This is a genomic window from Pseudoxanthomonas sp. PXM03, from assembly GCF_014852005.1.
Classification (GTDB): Bacteria; Pseudomonadota; Gammaproteobacteria; order Xanthomonadales; family Xanthomonadaceae; genus Pseudoxanthomonas_A.
Window position 1 is genome coordinate 596705 of sequence record NZ_JACVAU010000002.1, and the last position, 16615, is coordinate 613319.

17 protein-coding genes are annotated in these 16615 nt (G+C 64.6%); 6 read left to right on the forward strand and 11 right to left on the reverse strand.

Going from position 1 to position 16615, the window contains the following annotated elements; genetic code table 11:
• Position 1 precedes the first annotated feature (1 nt).
• The 4 genes from IB223_RS11635 to IB223_RS11650 all read right to left on the reverse strand — a co-directional run bounded on the left by IB223_RS11635 (position 2) and on the right by IB223_RS11650 (position 5135).
• Positions 2–817 carry a hypothetical protein gene (locus IB223_RS11635; RefSeq protein WP_192201888.1) on the reverse strand — a complete coding sequence of 272 codons (816 nt, stop codon included), beginning with the start codon at positions 815–817 and terminating at the stop codon, positions 2–4.
• Between the two features lie 71 nt (positions 818–888).
• A complete protein-coding gene (locus IB223_RS11640; protein WP_192201890.1) occupies positions 889–2019 on the reverse strand; it encodes an ATP-binding cassette domain-containing protein in 1131 nt (376 codons plus the stop codon).
• A 10-nt stretch (positions 2020–2029) separates the two neighbouring features.
• Positions 2030–2818, reverse strand: a complete 789-nt coding sequence (locus IB223_RS11645; protein WP_192201892.1) for an ABC transporter permease — start codon at positions 2816–2818, stop codon at positions 2030–2032.
• 25 nt (positions 2819–2843) lie between these two features.
• On the reverse strand, positions 2844–5135 hold the full coding sequence (locus IB223_RS11650; protein WP_192201894.1) for a glycosyltransferase family 2 protein: 2292 nt from the start codon (positions 5133–5135) through the stop codon (positions 2844–2846).
• Between the two features lie 209 nt (positions 5136–5344).
• Between IB223_RS11650 and IB223_RS11655 the strand changes: the two genes are divergently transcribed.
• Complete coding sequence (locus IB223_RS11655; protein WP_192201896.1) at positions 5345–5899, forward strand: NUDIX hydrolase; 555 nt, start codon at positions 5345–5347, stop codon at positions 5897–5899.
• Between the two features lie 6 nt (positions 5900–5905).
• Here the strand turns inward: IB223_RS11655 and IB223_RS11660 are convergent, their stop codons facing one another.
• From IB223_RS11660 to prmC, 4 genes are all read right to left on the reverse strand, one after another.
• Positions 5906–6322, reverse strand: coding sequence for a DUF4019 domain-containing protein (locus IB223_RS11660; protein WP_192201897.1), 417 nt, complete (start codon positions 6320–6322; stop codon positions 5906–5908).
• Positions 6323–6462: 140 nt separating this feature from the next.
• A complete protein-coding gene (locus tag IB223_RS11665) occupies positions 6463–7356 on the reverse strand; it encodes a dienelactone hydrolase family protein (protein ID WP_192201899.1) in 894 nt (297 codons plus the stop codon).
• Between the two features lie 43 nt (positions 7357–7399).
• A complete protein-coding gene (gene pip / locus IB223_RS11670; protein ID WP_192201901.1) occupies positions 7400–8341 on the reverse strand; it encodes a prolyl aminopeptidase in 942 nt (313 codons plus the stop codon).
• A gap of 31 nt (positions 8342–8372) precedes the next feature.
• Complete coding sequence (gene prmC / locus IB223_RS11675) at positions 8373–9245, reverse strand: peptide chain release factor N(5)-glutamine methyltransferase (RefSeq protein ID WP_192201903.1); 873 nt, start codon at positions 9243–9245, stop codon at positions 8373–8375.
• A gap of 385 nt (positions 9246–9630) precedes the next feature.
• On the opposite strand from prmC, the gene ahpC reads away from it, so the two are divergent.
• The 5 genes from ahpC (at position 9631) to IB223_RS11700 (ending at position 14684) form a co-directional block, all read left to right on the forward strand.
• On the forward strand, positions 9631–10194 hold the full coding sequence (gene ahpC, locus IB223_RS11680; RefSeq protein ID WP_055940616.1) for an alkyl hydroperoxide reductase subunit C: 564 nt from the start codon (positions 9631–9633) through the stop codon (positions 10192–10194).
• A 237-nt stretch (positions 10195–10431) separates the two neighbouring features.
• The gene (ahpF, locus tag IB223_RS11685) at positions 10432–12018 is read left to right on the forward strand and encodes an alkyl hydroperoxide reductase subunit F (RefSeq protein WP_192201905.1); all 1587 of its coding nucleotides are present in this window, start codon (positions 10432–10434) and stop codon (positions 12016–12018) included.
• Positions 12019–12079: 61 nt separating this feature from the next.
• The gene (oxyR, locus tag IB223_RS11690) at positions 12080–13042 is read left to right on the forward strand and encodes a DNA-binding transcriptional regulator OxyR (RefSeq protein WP_192201907.1); all 963 of its coding nucleotides are present in this window, start codon (positions 12080–12082) and stop codon (positions 13040–13042) included.
• 122 nt (positions 13043–13164) lie between these two features.
• Positions 13165–13605 carry a nucleoside diphosphate kinase regulator gene (rnk, locus tag IB223_RS11695; protein ID WP_192201909.1) on the forward strand — a complete coding sequence of 147 codons (441 nt, stop codon included), beginning with the start codon at positions 13165–13167 and terminating at the stop codon, positions 13603–13605.
• 113 nt (positions 13606–13718) lie between these two features.
• Positions 13719–14684 (forward strand): transaldolase, encoded by a 966-nt coding sequence (locus tag IB223_RS11700; protein ID WP_192201910.1) that lies wholly within the window; start codon positions 13719–13721, stop codon positions 14682–14684.
• 208 nt (positions 14685–14892) lie between these two features.
• Here the strand turns inward: IB223_RS11700 and msrA are convergent, their stop codons facing one another.
• From msrA to IB223_RS11715, 3 genes are read right to left on the reverse strand one after another with little or no spacing between them, the layout of a single operon-like run.
• Complete coding sequence (gene msrA / locus IB223_RS11705) at positions 14893–15543, reverse strand: peptide-methionine (S)-S-oxide reductase MsrA (protein ID WP_192201911.1); 651 nt, start codon at positions 15541–15543, stop codon at positions 14893–14895.
• A 32-nt stretch (positions 15544–15575) separates the two neighbouring features.
• A complete protein-coding gene (locus IB223_RS11710; protein WP_192201912.1) occupies positions 15576–15845 on the reverse strand; it encodes a DUF2007 domain-containing protein in 270 nt (89 codons plus the stop codon).
• Positions 15846–15881: 36 nt separating this feature from the next.
• Positions 15882–16550 (reverse strand): glutathione S-transferase family protein, encoded by a 669-nt coding sequence (locus IB223_RS11715; protein ID WP_192201913.1) that lies wholly within the window; start codon positions 16548–16550, stop codon positions 15882–15884.
• Positions 16551–16615: the final 65 nt, after the last annotated feature.

The following is a 16615-nucleotide window of genomic DNA, read 5'->3' on the forward strand; positions in this document are numbered from 1 at the left end:
TTCAGAGGTCGGACGCAAACAGCTTTACTTCGTAAGTACTGCGAAGGCTGTTCAACAGATCACGGTTCGCTTTCCAGACCTCTTGCTTGATCTTGTCTTCTGGCGTGTCGACACCTTTCGGCGTTGTATTGCTGTCGTCGCTGCGCTGAATGTACGCGCCAATGCACACCTTCAACTGGCTGAAGTCGCAAGGGTTGGGGCCCGCGACGCGCAGCAGAAAGTCATAATCCTCAACACGGTTCAAGTCGCTTCTGAATCGAAGCTCCTGAACTGAGACCTTGCTGCAATCCACCATGTACGAGTGCAGCGGCGCGAAATTCTCGTGCACGAGGTCCAACTTGTTCTTTCCCTTGAAGGGCTTGCTCATCTCATAGATGAAGTCATAGTCCATCAAGCCAACCGCATGAGCCATCTCCATACCGGCGAATGCGACTGTCGCGGCCGCGGTCGAAAGTGCTGTTGTGAGCGTCTTATAAGCGTGTGTATAAAGCAGGTCGTCGTAGTCGAGAAAGGCGAGATAACGATTGCCTATCCGCTTGTGCTCCTCGATGCCCGTGTTGATCAGGTCCGACCTGATATCACGACGAGACCGGTCGGAATGATTGAGGACAACGGGGTGCGGCATCCATTCGAAGAACCATTGCCGACCCACGCACCTTCTGACCCGCTCGAGGTCGTCGCCATCGAATCCCTGGGTGACGATGATCGGCTGCACCAGAACGTCCGTCTGCGAATGTAGGCTCTGGATTGCACGCTCCAACCTCGCCATGCCGGCCGGATCGTGGAACCTGACGATGGTGCTGACGACTTCACTCATATTGATCTAGTTCCCACATCATTAGTTGAGTAACGGGGTAAGAATGGCCGGCGCGCAAGTGACTGCCTTCCTCAATCCGTTTCGACGACGCTTGCGCGCACCAGAGGCAGAGGAGGACTGAGTCGCGAGGTATTCTTGCCGACGCTGACACGCAAATTCTCGACCAGGTGCGCGGGATCGGCAGCTTCCAGCAGGGGCAACGATACGCGGAAACCGTATTTCCCCGATGCCTTTCCAAGGTAGGAGCTGACGTCGTCGCGCTGGACACGCTCGAAAGTCTCTATCAGATGCTTTTCGCCAGCGAATTCCAGACACACCACGGCCGGTTCCTTCCCGCGCTCATCCATGGCCCAGCCCGAAACTTCAAGAACACCGCCGGCGGCCCGGATGCGCTCGACAACGCCCGTCGTACTTCCGAACAGGATGGGATCGTCGCCGGCGGCCGCATCCCGGACATCTGCGGATGCTAGTGAAATCATTTCGCGGTAGACCTCCAAGCCTTCGGCGATTTCACCGAAAAATCTCATCTTCCCCTTATCCAGCACCAGCGCCTTGTTGCAGGTGTTTCTCAGGAGACCCGTGCTATGGCTCGCAAGCACGACGATTCGGCTTCCCTCGAAACGGTCCGTCATGCGTTTTCTAGCTCGCTGGACGAATGACGCATCACCGGTCGATAGCCATTCGTCCATCAGCAGGATATCGGGTTGCACGGCGGTCGAGATGGAAAAGCCCAATCTCATCCTCTGCCCGCTGGACAAGGAGTACAAGGGGTACTCCGCGCGATCCGTAAGGCCTGCAAATTCGAGGATCTCCGGGGCCGCGACCTTCAACTGACGGTAGCGCAGGCCCATCGCCGTTCCTCGCAGGAAGATGTTCTCTGCGACTGATGCGAACTCGGAAAAGCCGAGTAAAGGGCTGAGCAAGGACTGCCGGGTTCCTTCTGCTCGTATGACGCCGGCGGTAGGCGGGTAGGCCCCGTTGAGGACGCGCAGGAGCGTGGTTTTTCCCGCGCCATTGAGCCCCATGACGCCGATACGATCACCGTCGGCCGCCGCGAAATTGATGCCCGAAAGGATAGTGGATTGGTAGCGGACCGCACCCGAGATCGTAGCCAAGAGGTCGCTGTAGCCTTTGCGCCCCGTCTTGTGGACTTCCGTCGGCAGCTCGAGGGAGACATTGTACGCACGCAAGGAAACTGTCATGCCGCTCTCCTCAGAGCCAAATCGGCACGCGGCGTGCGAGCCGGGAGTAGGAGAGCGCCCCTACCACCACGCCAGCCGCCGTCATTGAACCGATGTAGACGTAGGTCATCCTCTCGATTGCCTCCCCGAGAATCGGGCCCCTCACGACGGCAAGCATGTGGTGGAAGGGGTTTGCGCGCATCAGCATCCCCTGCATCGTGTCCGCAGGCGCGGCTTCAGCGAGCCACACGATGGGTGTTATCAGGAAGACGGCGAGCATCACGCTACCGAAGAAATCATTGATGTCGGGATAGCGCGCGCCCACGAGCGCAACCAGTACGCCAAAGAAGAACAGGTTCAGCAGCACTACCAGCAAACCCGCGAACGAAGAGAGCAGACCAAGCGGCGAAACGGACGCCTCCCCTACCAGTACCAGGGCCAGCAGGGGTACGGCGAACAGAAAATGGATCAGCGCTTTTGACAGGGTCCGCAGCACATAGTCGGTGAGCCTCAAGTTGCCGTCGTGGATATAAGGCAGATGTGCAGCGAACGTTGCGCCGGCCTCGATGAACATCGTCGACATCAGCCGGAAGATCATGAATCCGAAGCCTATATGCGCAAGGAATGAGCCCATTTGCTTGCCCTGAATCGCGCCCATGAACGCACCCAACCCCCATATGTAGACGATCGGCGGAAAGAAGATCCAGAACAGCCCCAGCGCGTTCTTGCGGTATTTAGTGATGACGTCCAACCAACTGGCGTAAAGCCAATGGTCGGGCTTACGGAAACTCTCGGCGAGATGCCGGAAAAGAAGACTCATTGCTCAATTACCCAGGATTTCAGTATCAATTGGAGATGCCTGCGACGCGCAGCTTTGGCGAGCGCGGCGGAAAGGCCAGGCCGTAGTCGCCCTGGTCCAACGTGAGATTGGGGTTGTAGGCCGCGTCGTCGTGCAGCAGTCCCCCCCAGCGCCATTTCATGGCGTGCACTTCGGCGGCGAAACGCGCCTGCTTCTCGGGCGAGTCTTCGCTGCCGCGGCTCGCGGATTCGTGGTGATAAAGCTCGGCGTACGGCGTCCAGACGTTGCGATAGCCGGCTTGCAGCAAGCGCAGGCAGAAGTCGATGTCGTTGAAGGCGACTGGCAGCGCTTCGTCGAAGCCACCCACCTCCTCGAAGACCTCCTTCCTCACCGCCATGCAGGCTGCGGTTACGGCGCTCATGTTCTGGGCGACCCAAGCCCTCGCCATATAACCCGGTGTGCCGCGCCCCATCCGGGTATAAACATGGCCCGCCACGCCACCCAACCCCAGTATCACGCCGGCATGCTGGATGGTGTCATCGGGATAGTAAAGCATCGCGCCGACCGCGCCCGCGTCGCGCTGCATCGCACGACCTACCAGTTCATGGAGCCAGGACGGATTGATGACCTCGGTGTCGTTGTTCAACAGGCAAAGGACGTCACCTGTCGCATGCCGGACACCATGATTGATGATCGCCGAGAAGTTGAACGGGATCGGATAGTCCAACACGCGGACCTGATACGTCTGCCGCAACTCCTTCAACAGGACACGCGCATCGGGATCCAGACTGCCGTTGTCCACCACCAGGACTTCGACGTCTGGATACTCCGTCTTCTCCAACACGCTTCGCACGCACCGCGACAGCAGGTCGGCTCGATCCTTGGTAGGAATGATGACGCTGACCTTGGGAGCGGAAGCGGGCAGCGCAAGCAGGGTGCGATAGCAACCTGCTGATACGATCTCCACCGCGCCGTCTCGGTGTATGCGCTGCAGGTGATCGCTTACCGCACGGCGCCCGGCCTCCGATGCATAACTCTTCTGGTCACCTCCGAGCGCAGTCGAACCTTCAATCGCGCGCCAGTGGTACAGCACCTTGGGGATATGGCAGATCTGCTCGGGGAGCAGCACTTCGGTGCACCTGAGCACGAGGTCGTGGTCCTGCGAACCCTCGAACCCCACACGCAGGAGGCCGACCTGCGCCAACAGATTGACCTCGATCACCATAAGGTGGCAAATGTAGTTTTGCGAACGAAGTAGTTCCGGATTCCACCCTGGCTTGAAGTGAGGATCGAAGCGACGACCGGACGCATCGATCTTATCCTCGTCGCTGTATAGCAGTCGCGCCTGTGGGTGCTCCGCAATCGCCAGTGCCACCTGATGCAGCGCATCCGCACTCAGTTCGTCGTCGTGATCGAGGAAAGCCACATGACTGCCAGAGGCCATGGCCAGCGCACTATTGGTGGCTTCACTGATGTGGCCGTTCTGCGGCCTTATGACGACCTTGATCCGTGCATCGTCCCGGGCATAGGCCTCGAGGCACTCCGCTATCCGGGGATCGGGCGAGGCGTCGTCAGCAATGCAGAGTTCCCAGTTCCGATAGGTCTGATCGCGCACGCTGTCGATGCATCGCTTTAGGAACGTCAGCGGCGCGCTGTAGACGGGCAGCACCACCGAGATCAGCGGACCATTCGCGAGCTGGCAGGCATTGATACGCGCCTGCTCCAGTCCTGGCCCCTTGAGGGGGTCGAAATGGTCCAGCCATTGAACATAACCTCCGGCGGCATGGCGCGACGCGCCGTAGTGACGATGCACAAGGGCATCGACCGCAGGACTGAGTCCCTGCCGGCCAGCGTCCTTAACGAAGCGGATCAACCGGACAAGCAAGGGGTCGGTCGGCGCCTCGCTGGAGTTGTCCGCGCCTCGCAGCAGGAACCACAACGCACGTGGACGCGTGATCCGACTGAACTTCAGGGCGCCGACCCGGAATCGCGCGGGCCGGATGGTGGGATCGAAACGCAGGGCACGCAGTGCCCGGCTGATCAGGACCAACGCCCTTATCCGTCCCAAGGCATCCGGTTGAGGGAGGGGAATTCGCGTCGCCTCGCTGCAGCCGCCGCCATAATCGGGGTACAGGCAGGGGCGCTGGATAGCACCCTCCGTGGCTTGAAGAACGATATCCATCACGTACCAGCCCGGCACCAGCGCATGAATGCCCCGGTCGGGATCAACACGGAATTGCGGATCGTCCCCTTCGGCCACGTACTCCACCGCATCAGATGACGCCGAGTGGGTCATCAGTTGCAGCAACGGAGTCAGACGCGCCCCCAAAGGCGCCATCCAGGAGGATCGCCAAAAACGCAAAGACATAGTTCTTTTGGGCTTGCCTTCAATGGCGCCCTTTACTCCCGAAGTGCCGGGGTCCTCCCCAGCGTTGATAGTGTAACAATGTTTATCCACCATTCGTCATATAACTGAAATGTAGGACACGTCCAAGGTGGATACCAGCCTCACTTCCGCCTGTTCATGGCAATGAAGGATTTCGCATCATGAGCGAGACGCACCAACAACCCGCCCACATCGTGTGGCAAGGCAAGTACCAGCGGATGATGGTGCGCGGTACGTGGGAATACGTGGAGCGCGCGCATGCCGGCGGGCTCGCGGCCATCATCATCGCGGTGACCCCGGACGACGACGTGCTGTTCGTGGAGCAGTTCCGGGTGCCGCTGCAGGCACGAACCATCGAGATGCCCGCGGGCCTGGTCGGCGACATCCATGCCGGCGAGTCGATCGAGGTATCCGCCATCCGTGAACTGGAGGAGGAAACCGGCTGGACGGCGGAGCAGGCCGAGGTCCTGATGATCGGCCCGACATCCTCCGGCAGCAGCAGCGAGAAGATCGCCTTTGTCCGGGCGACCGGGCTGCGCAGGATCGGCGAAGGCGGCGGTGATGGTGACGAGGACATCACCGTGCACGCCGTCCCACGCACGCGCGCCGCTGCGTGGCTGGTGCAGAAGATGCGGGAGGGGTACGAACTGGATGCCAAGCTCTGGGCGGGACTTTGGATGATCGACCACACCCTGGACGGCACGCCGCGCGGCTGACGCGCGTCAGTCGGCCTTGACCGCGTAGCCCGCCAGGCGCCAGACGCCTTCGTCCTCGCGCCGCAGCGTCACCGTTTCGCGATGCGGCGCGCCGGTTTCGCCGAACATCACCGAAAACTCCAGCACGGCATACGTGCCCGGCTGCCATCGCGGCCGCTGACTCGGCTGGTCGACGCGCACGGCCGCCCAGCGACGGCTGCGCCCCCGACCCAGCGCACCGTGCCGCTGCGCCATCAGCGCGACGAACGCCTCACGTCCCATCGCACGACGGATCGATGCGGAGGCAGCATCCCACAAGACGTCATGCTGGCCCTGTTCGATCGCCTTGATGAACCGCATGGCCGCCATCCCGAGCCGCGGAATGTCGACATCCTCCAGCCCGATCCTCGCCTCGCCCGCCTGCGTTGCCGCGTGTGCCGTCATTGCTCGATCTGCTCCAAATCACGTGGCCTACGCCGTCACGCCTCAAGGAAGGAGCGGCACCCACACGACTGGATCGCACCGCTGTGCGCGCACCGGACACGCCCGGCACCTCACGGGTGGCACAGGGGGCCGCACGTCGATCAGGCGAGCTGCAGGCGGAAGAACGCAAGCGTGCGTTGCCAGGAGAGGTCAGCGGCCGCCGGGTCGTAACGGGGCGTGGTGTCGTTGTGGAATCCGTGGTTGACGCCCGGGTAGACATGCGCCTCGTAGGACACACCGGCTGCCTTGAGCGCCTGTTCGAAGGCGGGCCAACCCGCGTTGACACGCGTGTCCAGCTCGGCGAACTGCAGCAGCAGGGGCGCCTTGATGCGCGCCGCCTCTTCCGTTGTGGGCTGGCCACCGTAGTACGGCACGCCCGCGTCAACCAGCTCGGGCAGCCGCGCCGCCAGCAGGTTGGTGACCAGGCCACCGAAGCAGAACCCGACCACGCCCAGTCTGCCGTTGGTGCGCGGGAGCCCATGCGCGAAATGCGCTGCGGCTTCCATATCCGCCAGCACCCTGGCGCGGTCCAGCGTGGCCTGCATCTCGCGTCCGGTGTCGTCATTGCCGGGATAACCGCCAAGCGGATACAGCGCGTCGGGGGCGAAGGCGATGAAGCCCGCCACCGCCAGCCGGCGTGCGACGTCTTCGATGTAGGGATTCAGGCCGCGGTTCTCGTGCACCACCAGCACAACCGGGTGGCGACCCGCAGTCCGTGGCAGGGCCAGCAGGCCACGCCCCTCACCGTGACCTGCGGGCGCAGGGAACGTGCGATAGACCGTGGTGATGCGTGGGTCATCCGTTGCCACCTGCGCCGCCAACGCGTACTGCGGCATCAACGCCGCGAGCAGTCCCGCGGCGGTGGTGCCGGCCACGGCGAACTGCGCGGCACCGGACAGGAAACCGCGCCGGTCTGTGCGGCCGTGCGCGTAGTCGTCGTAGAGATCCAGCACGCGCTGGTCGAACCCGGAAGCCTGCTTGCGCTGATCGTCCATTTCCTTCCCCTCAAGCTGCGGCAACGAGGTCGCCGTGCCGACCTCAAGCGAACCCGTCGGTTGCGCGCACCAGCGCGTCGATGTTTTCCGCCTCGAATGCCGAATGACCGGATGCCGGCGTGATCTCGAGCTTCGCCTTCGGCCAGGCCTTGTGCAGCTCCCACGCATTGGCGATCGGGCAGACCACGTCGTAGCGGCCGTGCACGATCACGCCGGGGATGTCGGCGATGCGTGACGCATCGCGCAGCAACTGGTCTTCGACCTCGAAAAAACCGCCGTTGACGAAGTAGTGGTTCTCGATGCGCGCGAACGCCAGCGCGAATTCGGCATCCTCGTGCCCGCTGACGAAATCCTCGTCCACGTGCAGGAAGCTGGTGGCGCCTTCCCACACGCTCCACGCACGCGCCGCCGCCAATCGGATATCCACGTTGTCCGAGGTCAGGCGACGGTGGAAAGCGGAGATCAGGTCATGCCGTTCGACAAGCGGGATGGCGGCGAGGTAGTGCTCCCACGCATCCGGGAACAGGCGGCTGGCGCCCTCCTGGTAGAACCATTCCAGTTCCCAGCGGCGCAGCATGAAGATGCCGCGCAGCACCAGTGCGGTGACGCGCTGCGGGTGCGTCTCCGCATAGGCCAGCGCCAGCGTGGAGCCCCAGCTGCCGCCGAACACCTGCCAGCGGTCGATACCCAGTGTCTCGCGCAACTTTTCGATGTCGGCCACCAGGTCCCAGGTGGTGTTGTCCACCAGGTCCGCGTGCGGCGTGGAACGGCCGGAGCCGCGCTGGTCGAACAGCACGATGCGGTACTTGGCTGGATCGTGGAAGCGGCGCATCTTCGGGCTGCAACCTGCGCCCGGCCCGCCATGGAGAAGCACCACGGGCTTGCCCTGCGGATTGCCGCACTGTTCGTAGTACAGCGTGTGGCGGTCGTCGACCTTCAGCGTGCCGGTGTCGAAGGGCTCGATCTCGGGGTACAGCGTGCGCATGGGCGGCGTTTCCTGGGCGAAAGCCGATAGTCTAGCGGCTCGCGTCCTGCGCTTCCGTTACGCGTCCGAGGGTGACGCGGTCGCGTTCTTCGAGGTCGGCCACAGTCGCCACGTCGATGAAATCCGAACCGGCCAACAGCGCGCGGATCGCCTCGCCCTGGTCCCAGCCGTGCTCCAGCAGCAGCCAGCCACCCGGCAGCAGGTGCGCGGGCGCCGCGGCCACGATCTCGCGGATCGCATCCAGTCCGTCGGCGCCGGACGACAGTGCCGTGGGCGGCTCGAAGCGCAGGTCGCCCTGCACCAGGTGGGGATCGCCGTCGGCGATGTAGGGAGGGTTGCTGGCGATCAGGTCGAAGCGCTCTCCCGCCAATGGCGCCAGCCAACTGCCGCGGCGGAACACGACGTTGGCCAGACCGTGCGCGTGCGCGTTCGACCTTGCCAGTCGCAGGGCGTCTTCACTGAGGTCGGTCGCGACGACCTGCGCCAACGGTCGCTCGCTGGCCAGCGCGAGCGCGATGGCGCCGCTGCCGGTGCCGAGGTCGGCGACGCGCAGCGCGCGCGCCTCAGGCAGCCGTTCCAGCGCCAGTTCCACCAGCCGCTCGGTCTCGGGGCGCGGGATCAGCGTGGCGGGGGAGACCTGCAGGTCCAGCGTCCAGAACCCGCGCCGGCCCAGCAGATACGCCAGCGGCTCGCCCGCGATGCGCCGCCCCAGCAGGGCGTCGAACGCCGCCGCCTCCCGTTCGGGCAATGGGTCGTCGCCATGCGCGAACAGCCAAGCCCGGTCGCGACCCAGCACGTGCAGCAGCAGGTGTTCGGCCTCGTGCCGCGCGTCGGGTCCGGACAAGCGGGACGCGCCGACGCGCAGGGCCAAGTCGAGTCGGGCAGTGATCAGGTCGGCAGGCATTGCCGAGCATGGTAGCGGGCCCGGGGCCGCGGAATGCGGACGTATCGCCGCGGCGCACCATCATGGTGCTCAATGGCGTACGGAGGCTGGGGGCCACTCTGCTCCGGCCCATCTCCCTGTTCATGGCACGCCGGGCGCCCGCCGGGTATCGCATTGGGCTAGCAGGCACGAGCGATGAGCAAGTCATATGCGCAACAACTCATTGAAAAACATGACTTTGATCCCGGCATCAAGCGTCACGATGGCCACGGGATGCACCGGATCCGGGACTTCAATAGTTAAAAACTATCTATTCAATTCCATCAATCGATTTGAGATATCAATAGTCCCGGCCTACCATGGCGCCATCGCTTCACCACACCCACTCCACTCACGAGGATCTCCGATGTCCCTGATCAATACCCCGGTCCAGCCGTTCAAGACCACCGCCTTCCACAACGGCGAATTCGTCGAAGTCACCGATGGCACCCTGAAGGGCAAGTGGTCGGTCCTGATCTTCATGCCGGCCGCCTTCACCTTCAATTGCCCGACCGAAGTGGAAGACGCCGCCGCCAATTACGCCGAGTTCCAAAAGGCCGGCGCCGAGGTCTACATCGTCACCACCGACACGCATTTCTCGCACAAGGTGTGGCACGAAACCTCCCCGGCGGTGGGCAAGGCCCAGTTCCCGCTGGTCGGCGACCCGACCCACCAGCTGACCCGCGCCTTCGGCGTGCACATTGAAGAAGAAGGCCTGGCCCTGCGCGGCACCTTCGTCATCAACCCGGAAGGCGTCATCAAGACCGCCGAGATCCACAGCAACGAGATCGCCCGCGACGTGTCGGAAACCCTGCGCAAGCTGAAGGCCGCGCAGTTCACCGCCGCCAACCCCGGCCAGGTCTGCCCGGCCAAGTGGAAGGAAGGCGCGCAGACGATCGCCCCGTCGCTGGACCTGGTCGGCAAGATCTAAGCGTCATCGCAACACCGGCGCATCCCCGCGTGGATGCGCCACCGCGACATCGCACCATCCGCATCACGTCACCTCCGGGCCATTGGCCCGGAGGCTGACCCGGACGTTTGCAGCAGCGGCATGTGCCGCTTGCCGGTTCCCTCTCTCCCTGGCCGGCTCCCTCCCCACGGCGCATGCCGCTCCTGCAAACGCCCGCCTTCCCTTTCCTCCCCGATTTCCTCCACGGAGACGTTCGCCATGCTGGACGCCAATCTGAAGACGCAGCTCGCCGCCTACATGGAAAAGGCCGTGCGCCCGATCCACATCACTGCACAGCTGGACGACAGTGCCGGTTCCGCCGAGCTGCAGGCGTTGTTGAAGGACCTGCAGGACGTCTCCGACAAGATCACCGTCACCGAGCAGCGCGACGGCGAACGCACGCCGTCGTTCGCGCTGACCTCGCCCGGTCATGACATCCACCTGGCCTTCGCCGGCCTGCCAATGGGCCACGAGTTCACCTCGCTGGTGCTGGCCCTGCTGCAGGTCGGCGGCCATCCGTCGAAACTCGCGCAGGACGTGATCGAGCAGATCCGTTCACTCGATGGCGAGTACCGCTTCGAAACCTATTTCTCGCTGTCGTGCCAGAACTGCCCCGACGTGGTGCAGGCGCTGAACCTGATGGCGGTGCTGAACCCGAAGATCCAGCACGTCGCCATCGACGGTGCGCTGTTCCAGCAGGAAGTCGAACAGCGCCAGGTGATGTCAGTGCCGACCATCTTCCTCAACGGCGAAGTCTTCGGCGCCGGGCGCATGGGCGTGGAAGAGATCGTCGCCAAGCTCGACACCAACGCCGGCAAGCGCGAGGCCGAGAAGATCAAGGCCAAGGCGCCGTATGACGTGCTGGTGGTCGGCGGCGGTCCCGCCGGCGCCGCCGCGGCCATCTACGCCGCACGCAAGGGCATCCGCACCGGCGTGGCAGCCGAACGCTTCGGTGGCCAGGTGCTGGACACGATGGCGATCGAGAACTTCATCTCCGTGCCGTACACCGAGGGGCCCAAGCTCGCCGCGGCGCTGGAACAGCATGTGCGCGATTACCAGGTGGACGTGATGAACCTGCAGCGCGCGGAGAAACTGGTACCTGCGGGCGCGGATGGTCTGGTCGAAGTGCGACTGGCCAACGGGGCGGCACTGAAGTCGAAGACCGTGATCCTTTCCACGGGTGCGCGCTGGCGGCAGATGAACGTGCCCGGCGAGAACGAGTACCGCAACAAGGGCGTGGCCTACTGCCCGCACTGCGATGGTCCGCTGTTCAAGGGCAAGCGGGTGGCGGTGATCGGCGGCGGCAACTCCGGCGTCGAGGCTGCGATCGACCTGGCCGGCATCGTGGCGCATGTCACCCTGATCGAGTTCGACGGCAAGCTGCGCGCGGACGACGTGCTGCAGCGCAAGCTGCACAGCCTGCCCAACGTGCGCGTCGTGACCAGCGCGCAGACCACCGAGGTACTGGGCGACGGCAGCAAGGTCACCGGGCTGGTCTACAAGGACCGCACGGGTGGTGACACGCACCGTGTCGAACTGGAGGGCATCTTCGTGCAGATCGGCCTGCTGCCGAACACGGAATGGCTGAAGGGCGTGGTGGACCTGAGTCCGCGCGGCGAGATCATCGTCGACGATCGCGGTCAGACCAGCCTGCCGGGCGTGTTCGCCGCAGGCGACGCGACCACCGTGCCGTACAAGCAGATCGTCATCGCCATGGGCGAAGGATCCAAGGCCGCCCTGAGCGCGTTCGATCACCTGATCCGCTCGTCGGCGCCGGTCGAACCCGTCGACGCCGTCGCGGCGTAAGCCACCTGCGTCGGGTGCCATTTTCCCGATAGAGTGGCACCCACCGGCTCGGAGGGAGCCCATGAACCTGCGCGATCTGAAGTACCTGGTGTCGCTGGCCGACCACAAGCATTTCGGTCGTGCGGCTGCGGCCTGCTACGTCAGCCAGCCTACGCTCTCCACGCAGATCAAGAAGCTGGAAGACGAGCTGGGCGTGCCGCTGGTGGAGCGCGCGCCCCGCAAGGTGATGCTGACGCCCGCCGGTCGCGATGCCGCCGATCGCGCACGCCGCATCGTCGCCGAAGTCGAACAGATGAAAGAAGCCGCGCGCCGCAGCCAGGACCCCGAAGCCGGCACCGTGCGCCTGGGACTGTTTCCCACCCTCGGCCCCTACCTGCTGCCGCATGTGGTACCGCGGCTGCGCGCACGGTTTCCGCATCTGGAACTGCTGCTGATCGAAGAGAAGAGCGACGTGCTGCTGTCGCGCCTGCGCGAAGGCAAGCTCGATGCCGGCCTGCTCGCGTTGCCCGTGGCGGACGACCAGTTGCATACCGAGTTCCTGTTCGAGGAACCCTTCCTGCTCGCCGTGCCGGAATCGCACCCGCTGGCAAAACGCGAGTCGCTGACGCTAGCCGAACTTTCGCAGCATCAACTGCTGCTGCTTGAAGACGGACACTGCCTGCGCGAACAGGCGCTGGACGTATGCCGCCTCTCGGGCGCCAACGAGAAGTCGGAGTTCCGCGCCACCAGCCTGGAAACGCTGCGGCAGATGGTCGCCGCCGACGTCGGCATCACCCTGCTGCCGACCCTGGCGGTGAAGCCCCCCGTAGCGCGTTACGAGAACATCCACCTGCTGGGCTTCAGCGATTCGCATCCCAGTCGACAGATCGCCATGGTGTGGCGCAGGAGCTCGGCCATGAACGATTTCCTGATGGAACTGGCCGGTGTGTTCCGCGACCTGCCGCCCGGTCTTTTCGAACTGGACGCGTCCTTCGTCAGCCCGCAGGCCGCGAGCGGCCGCAACACACCATCCCGCTCGCCGTAGTTGGCTTGAACCCTCGTCGCTTCCGGGCTACGGTAGGCGCGCAAAACAGGACTCCGATGGGCGGCGCGGCAACGCGTCGCCCGTTTCCTTTTGCGCGACCCCAAAATCCAGAGAGAACCGTGATGAACAACACCCGCACCAGCGGCCTGCCGCCTTCGCTGCCCCCGCTCGTCGTCTCCAGCCGCGACATGTCCCGTCTGGAGGCCTTGCTGGACACCCCCGTGCTGCGGCGGCACCCGGCCGCGCTCGCCCTGATGGACGAACTGAACCGCGCCGACGTGCGCGCACCGGACCGGATGCCGGACAACGTGGTGACGATGCACTCGCGCGTGGAGTGCGAAGACGAACTCACCGGCGAGCACCATCGCCTGACGCTGGTGTACCCGCACGAAGCAAACGTCGAGACCGGACGGGTTTCCGTGCTTGCCCCCGTAGGCAGCGCCCTGCTGGGAATGTCGATCGGGCAGACCATCGACTGGCATGCGCCGGGCAACCGGCCGCTCAGGTTGCGCGTAACCGCGATCAGCTACCAGCCCGAAGCCAACGGCGACCACCATCGCTGAGCCTGCAACGCCGGCTATCGCATCAATCCACGAAAAGTACGCTCCCGCAGCCGGCCCGTCCCTGCGGGACAAGGCATACTTGTGGCCCGATTTCCCCCACTCCATCGACGCCCATGACCGACACCACCCCCTCCAAGCTGCAGCAACTGCGCGACCTCTCCGTGGTCGTCGCGGATACCGGCGACTACGACGCCATCAAGCGCCTCAAGCCGGTGGACTGCACCACCAATCCCACGCTGGTGAAGAAGGCACTCGACCTGCCGGTGTACGCCGACCTGATCGAAGAACAGCTCGCCTGGGCGCGCACGCAGGGCGGCGGCGAGGCGCTGGTGGATGAGGTCGTGGACCGCCTGACCGTCGGCGTCGGCGCGAAGCTGGCCGGCCTGATCCCCGGCCGCGTTTCCACCGAGGTGGATGCCGACCAGGCCTACGACACGGCGGCTACCGTGGCCAAGGCTCGCAAGTTCGTGCAGATGTACGCCGACCAGGGCATCGGCCGCGACCGCATCCTGATCAAGGTCGCCTCCACCTGGGAAGGCGTGGAAGCCGCACGCGTGCTGCAGGCTGAAGGCATCGACTGCAACCTCACCCTGATCTTCAATCCGACCCAGGCCATCGCATGTGCCGAGGCCGGCGCCTTCCTGATCTCGCCCTTCGTGGGCCGCATCCTGGACTGGTACGTGGCCAACGGCCAGGCGCCGGCCAACATCGACGAGGATCCGGGCGTGGTGTTCGTGCGCGGCGTGTACGCCGAGTTCAAGCGGCGGGGATCGGCGACGGTGGTGATGGGCGCCTCGTTTCGCTCGACCGCGCAGATCGAAGCGCTGGCCGGTTGCGACCGGCTGACCATTTCGCCGGACCTGCTGGAGAAGCTGGACCAGGACCACGGCCCACTGCCGCGCAAGCTGTCGCCGGTCCAGGTCGAACCGGTCACCGCAGCGCCGGTGACGTCGGAGAGTTTCGCGGCGGCCATCGCGGCCGATCCGATGGCGAAGGAAAAGCTGGCCACCGGCATCGAGATCTTCGCCAAGGACCTCGAAGCACTGCGCGCGACGATCCGCGAGAAGCTCACCGCCTGAGACGGATCGTCGCGCGTGTCTGCGCACGCTGGCGGGCGATCGGACCCCGGGTTTGCCTGGCCTGCGCGCGGGTCCCCACCGCAGGCAAGGCAACGGGCGGGAGCGACGCAAGTCGCGACTGCAGGCCCTTGGCGTACCGGGAGCCGGCACCTGACGTCGCTCCCACAGGGACACACCTTCAACCTGCAGCATCACGCAGTTGCAGGCGTCAGGTCTCCAGCCCGATCGGGCAACTCACGCCGGTGCCACCCAAGCCGCAATAGCCGTTGGGATTCTTCGCCAGGTACTGCTGGTGGTAGTCCTCGGCATAGTAGAACGGCGGCGCCGGATGGACGGTCTCGGTGGTGATGTCGCCGTAACCGGCGGCAAGCAGCGTCTGCTGATAGACCTTCAGGCTGGCCTCGGCTGCGGCCTGCTGTTCCGGTGTATGGCAGTAGACGCCGGAGCGATACTGCGTGCCGACATCGTTCCCCTGGCGCATGCCCTGGGTGGGATCGTGGCTTTCCCAGAACACTTGCAGCAGACGTTCGAACGACACCTGCGCCGGATCGTAGACCACACGCACGACTTCGTTATGGCCGGTCTGGCCGGAACAGACCTCCTCGTAGGTCGCGTTCGGCGTGCCGCCGCCGGCATAGCCGACCGACGTGCTGTACACGCCCGGCAGGTTCCAGAACTTGCGCTCGGCACCCCAGAAGCAGCCCAGGCCGAACTCCACCTGCTGCAATCCCTCGAATGCGTCGCGCAGCGGATGGCCGTTGACGAAATGCACGTTGTGCAACGGCAGCGGCGTCTCGCGTCCCGGCAGCATGTCTTCCGTGCGCGGCATGCGCTGCTTGTAGGCTCCGATACCCAGCATGGCGAACCTCTTGATCGTGGGGGAAGGACGGATCAGGCGGGCAGGATGCCGACGCCCTCATCGTCGCCTTCCAAGATGGGGCCGTCGTCGCGCGATTCCAGTCCGAGCGCTTTCACGATGCCCTCTGCTTCAGGAAACGCCGGGTCCGGAACGCAGACACGCAGCACACCGAAAAGAGGCAGTTCACCCATGCCGCCCAACAGCGATTCGCCGAACACGAACGCGGGAATCTCAGCCTCCTCCAGCGCGTGCTTGACCAGATGGGCGTCGAACAGGTTGTCGGCCAGGTAGACCACGCGCATGGATGTGTCCTCCGGGACCAGCCTACACCGGGTCCGCTACAGCGGGGAGCGCAGTGACTCGGTGGCCGCGACCGATTCAGTTTCCGCCGCCGCTGCTGCGCGCCATTCCCGCATCGCCGGCAGCGCGAACAGCGCATCCATGTAGCGGCGCGCGACGGCGTCGACCGGCACGCCGTAGCCGTCGAAGCGGACCGCCACCGGCGCGTACATCGCATCGACGATGCCGAAGTCGCCGCACAGGAACTCCCCGCCATCGCCTTGCGCGTCACGAAGCTGGCGCCACAGTCCCTGCACACGGTAGATGTCGCGCTGGGCAGCGGCATCCCCGCGGTAGGCATCCGGGGTCCGCCGGCTGTTCATCGGCAGCTGCGTGCGCAGTGCCACGAAGCCGGAGTGCATCTCCGCCGCCGCGGCCCGCGCCATGGCGCGGGCGGCCAGGTCCTTCGGCCACCCCCGGCCGTCCAGCCAGCGCTCGTTGGCATACTCGCAGATGGCCAGCGAATCCCAGACCTGGACGTCGCCATCATGCAGTGCCGGTACCTTGCCCGTCGGGGAGTGGCGCAGGACCTCATCGGCGAACTGCGGCGTATCGAGGGGCAACCGGACCTCCTCGAAGCCCACCCCGAAGTGCCGCAGCAGCAGCCACGGCCGCAGCGACCAGGACGAGTAGTTCTTGTTGCCGATGACCAGGACGGGAAGGCTCATGCGGGGATCCACGCGCGTCGGGCTGTTCAGGATAGACCAGTGCGAGCGCCGGACCGGCTAAACTT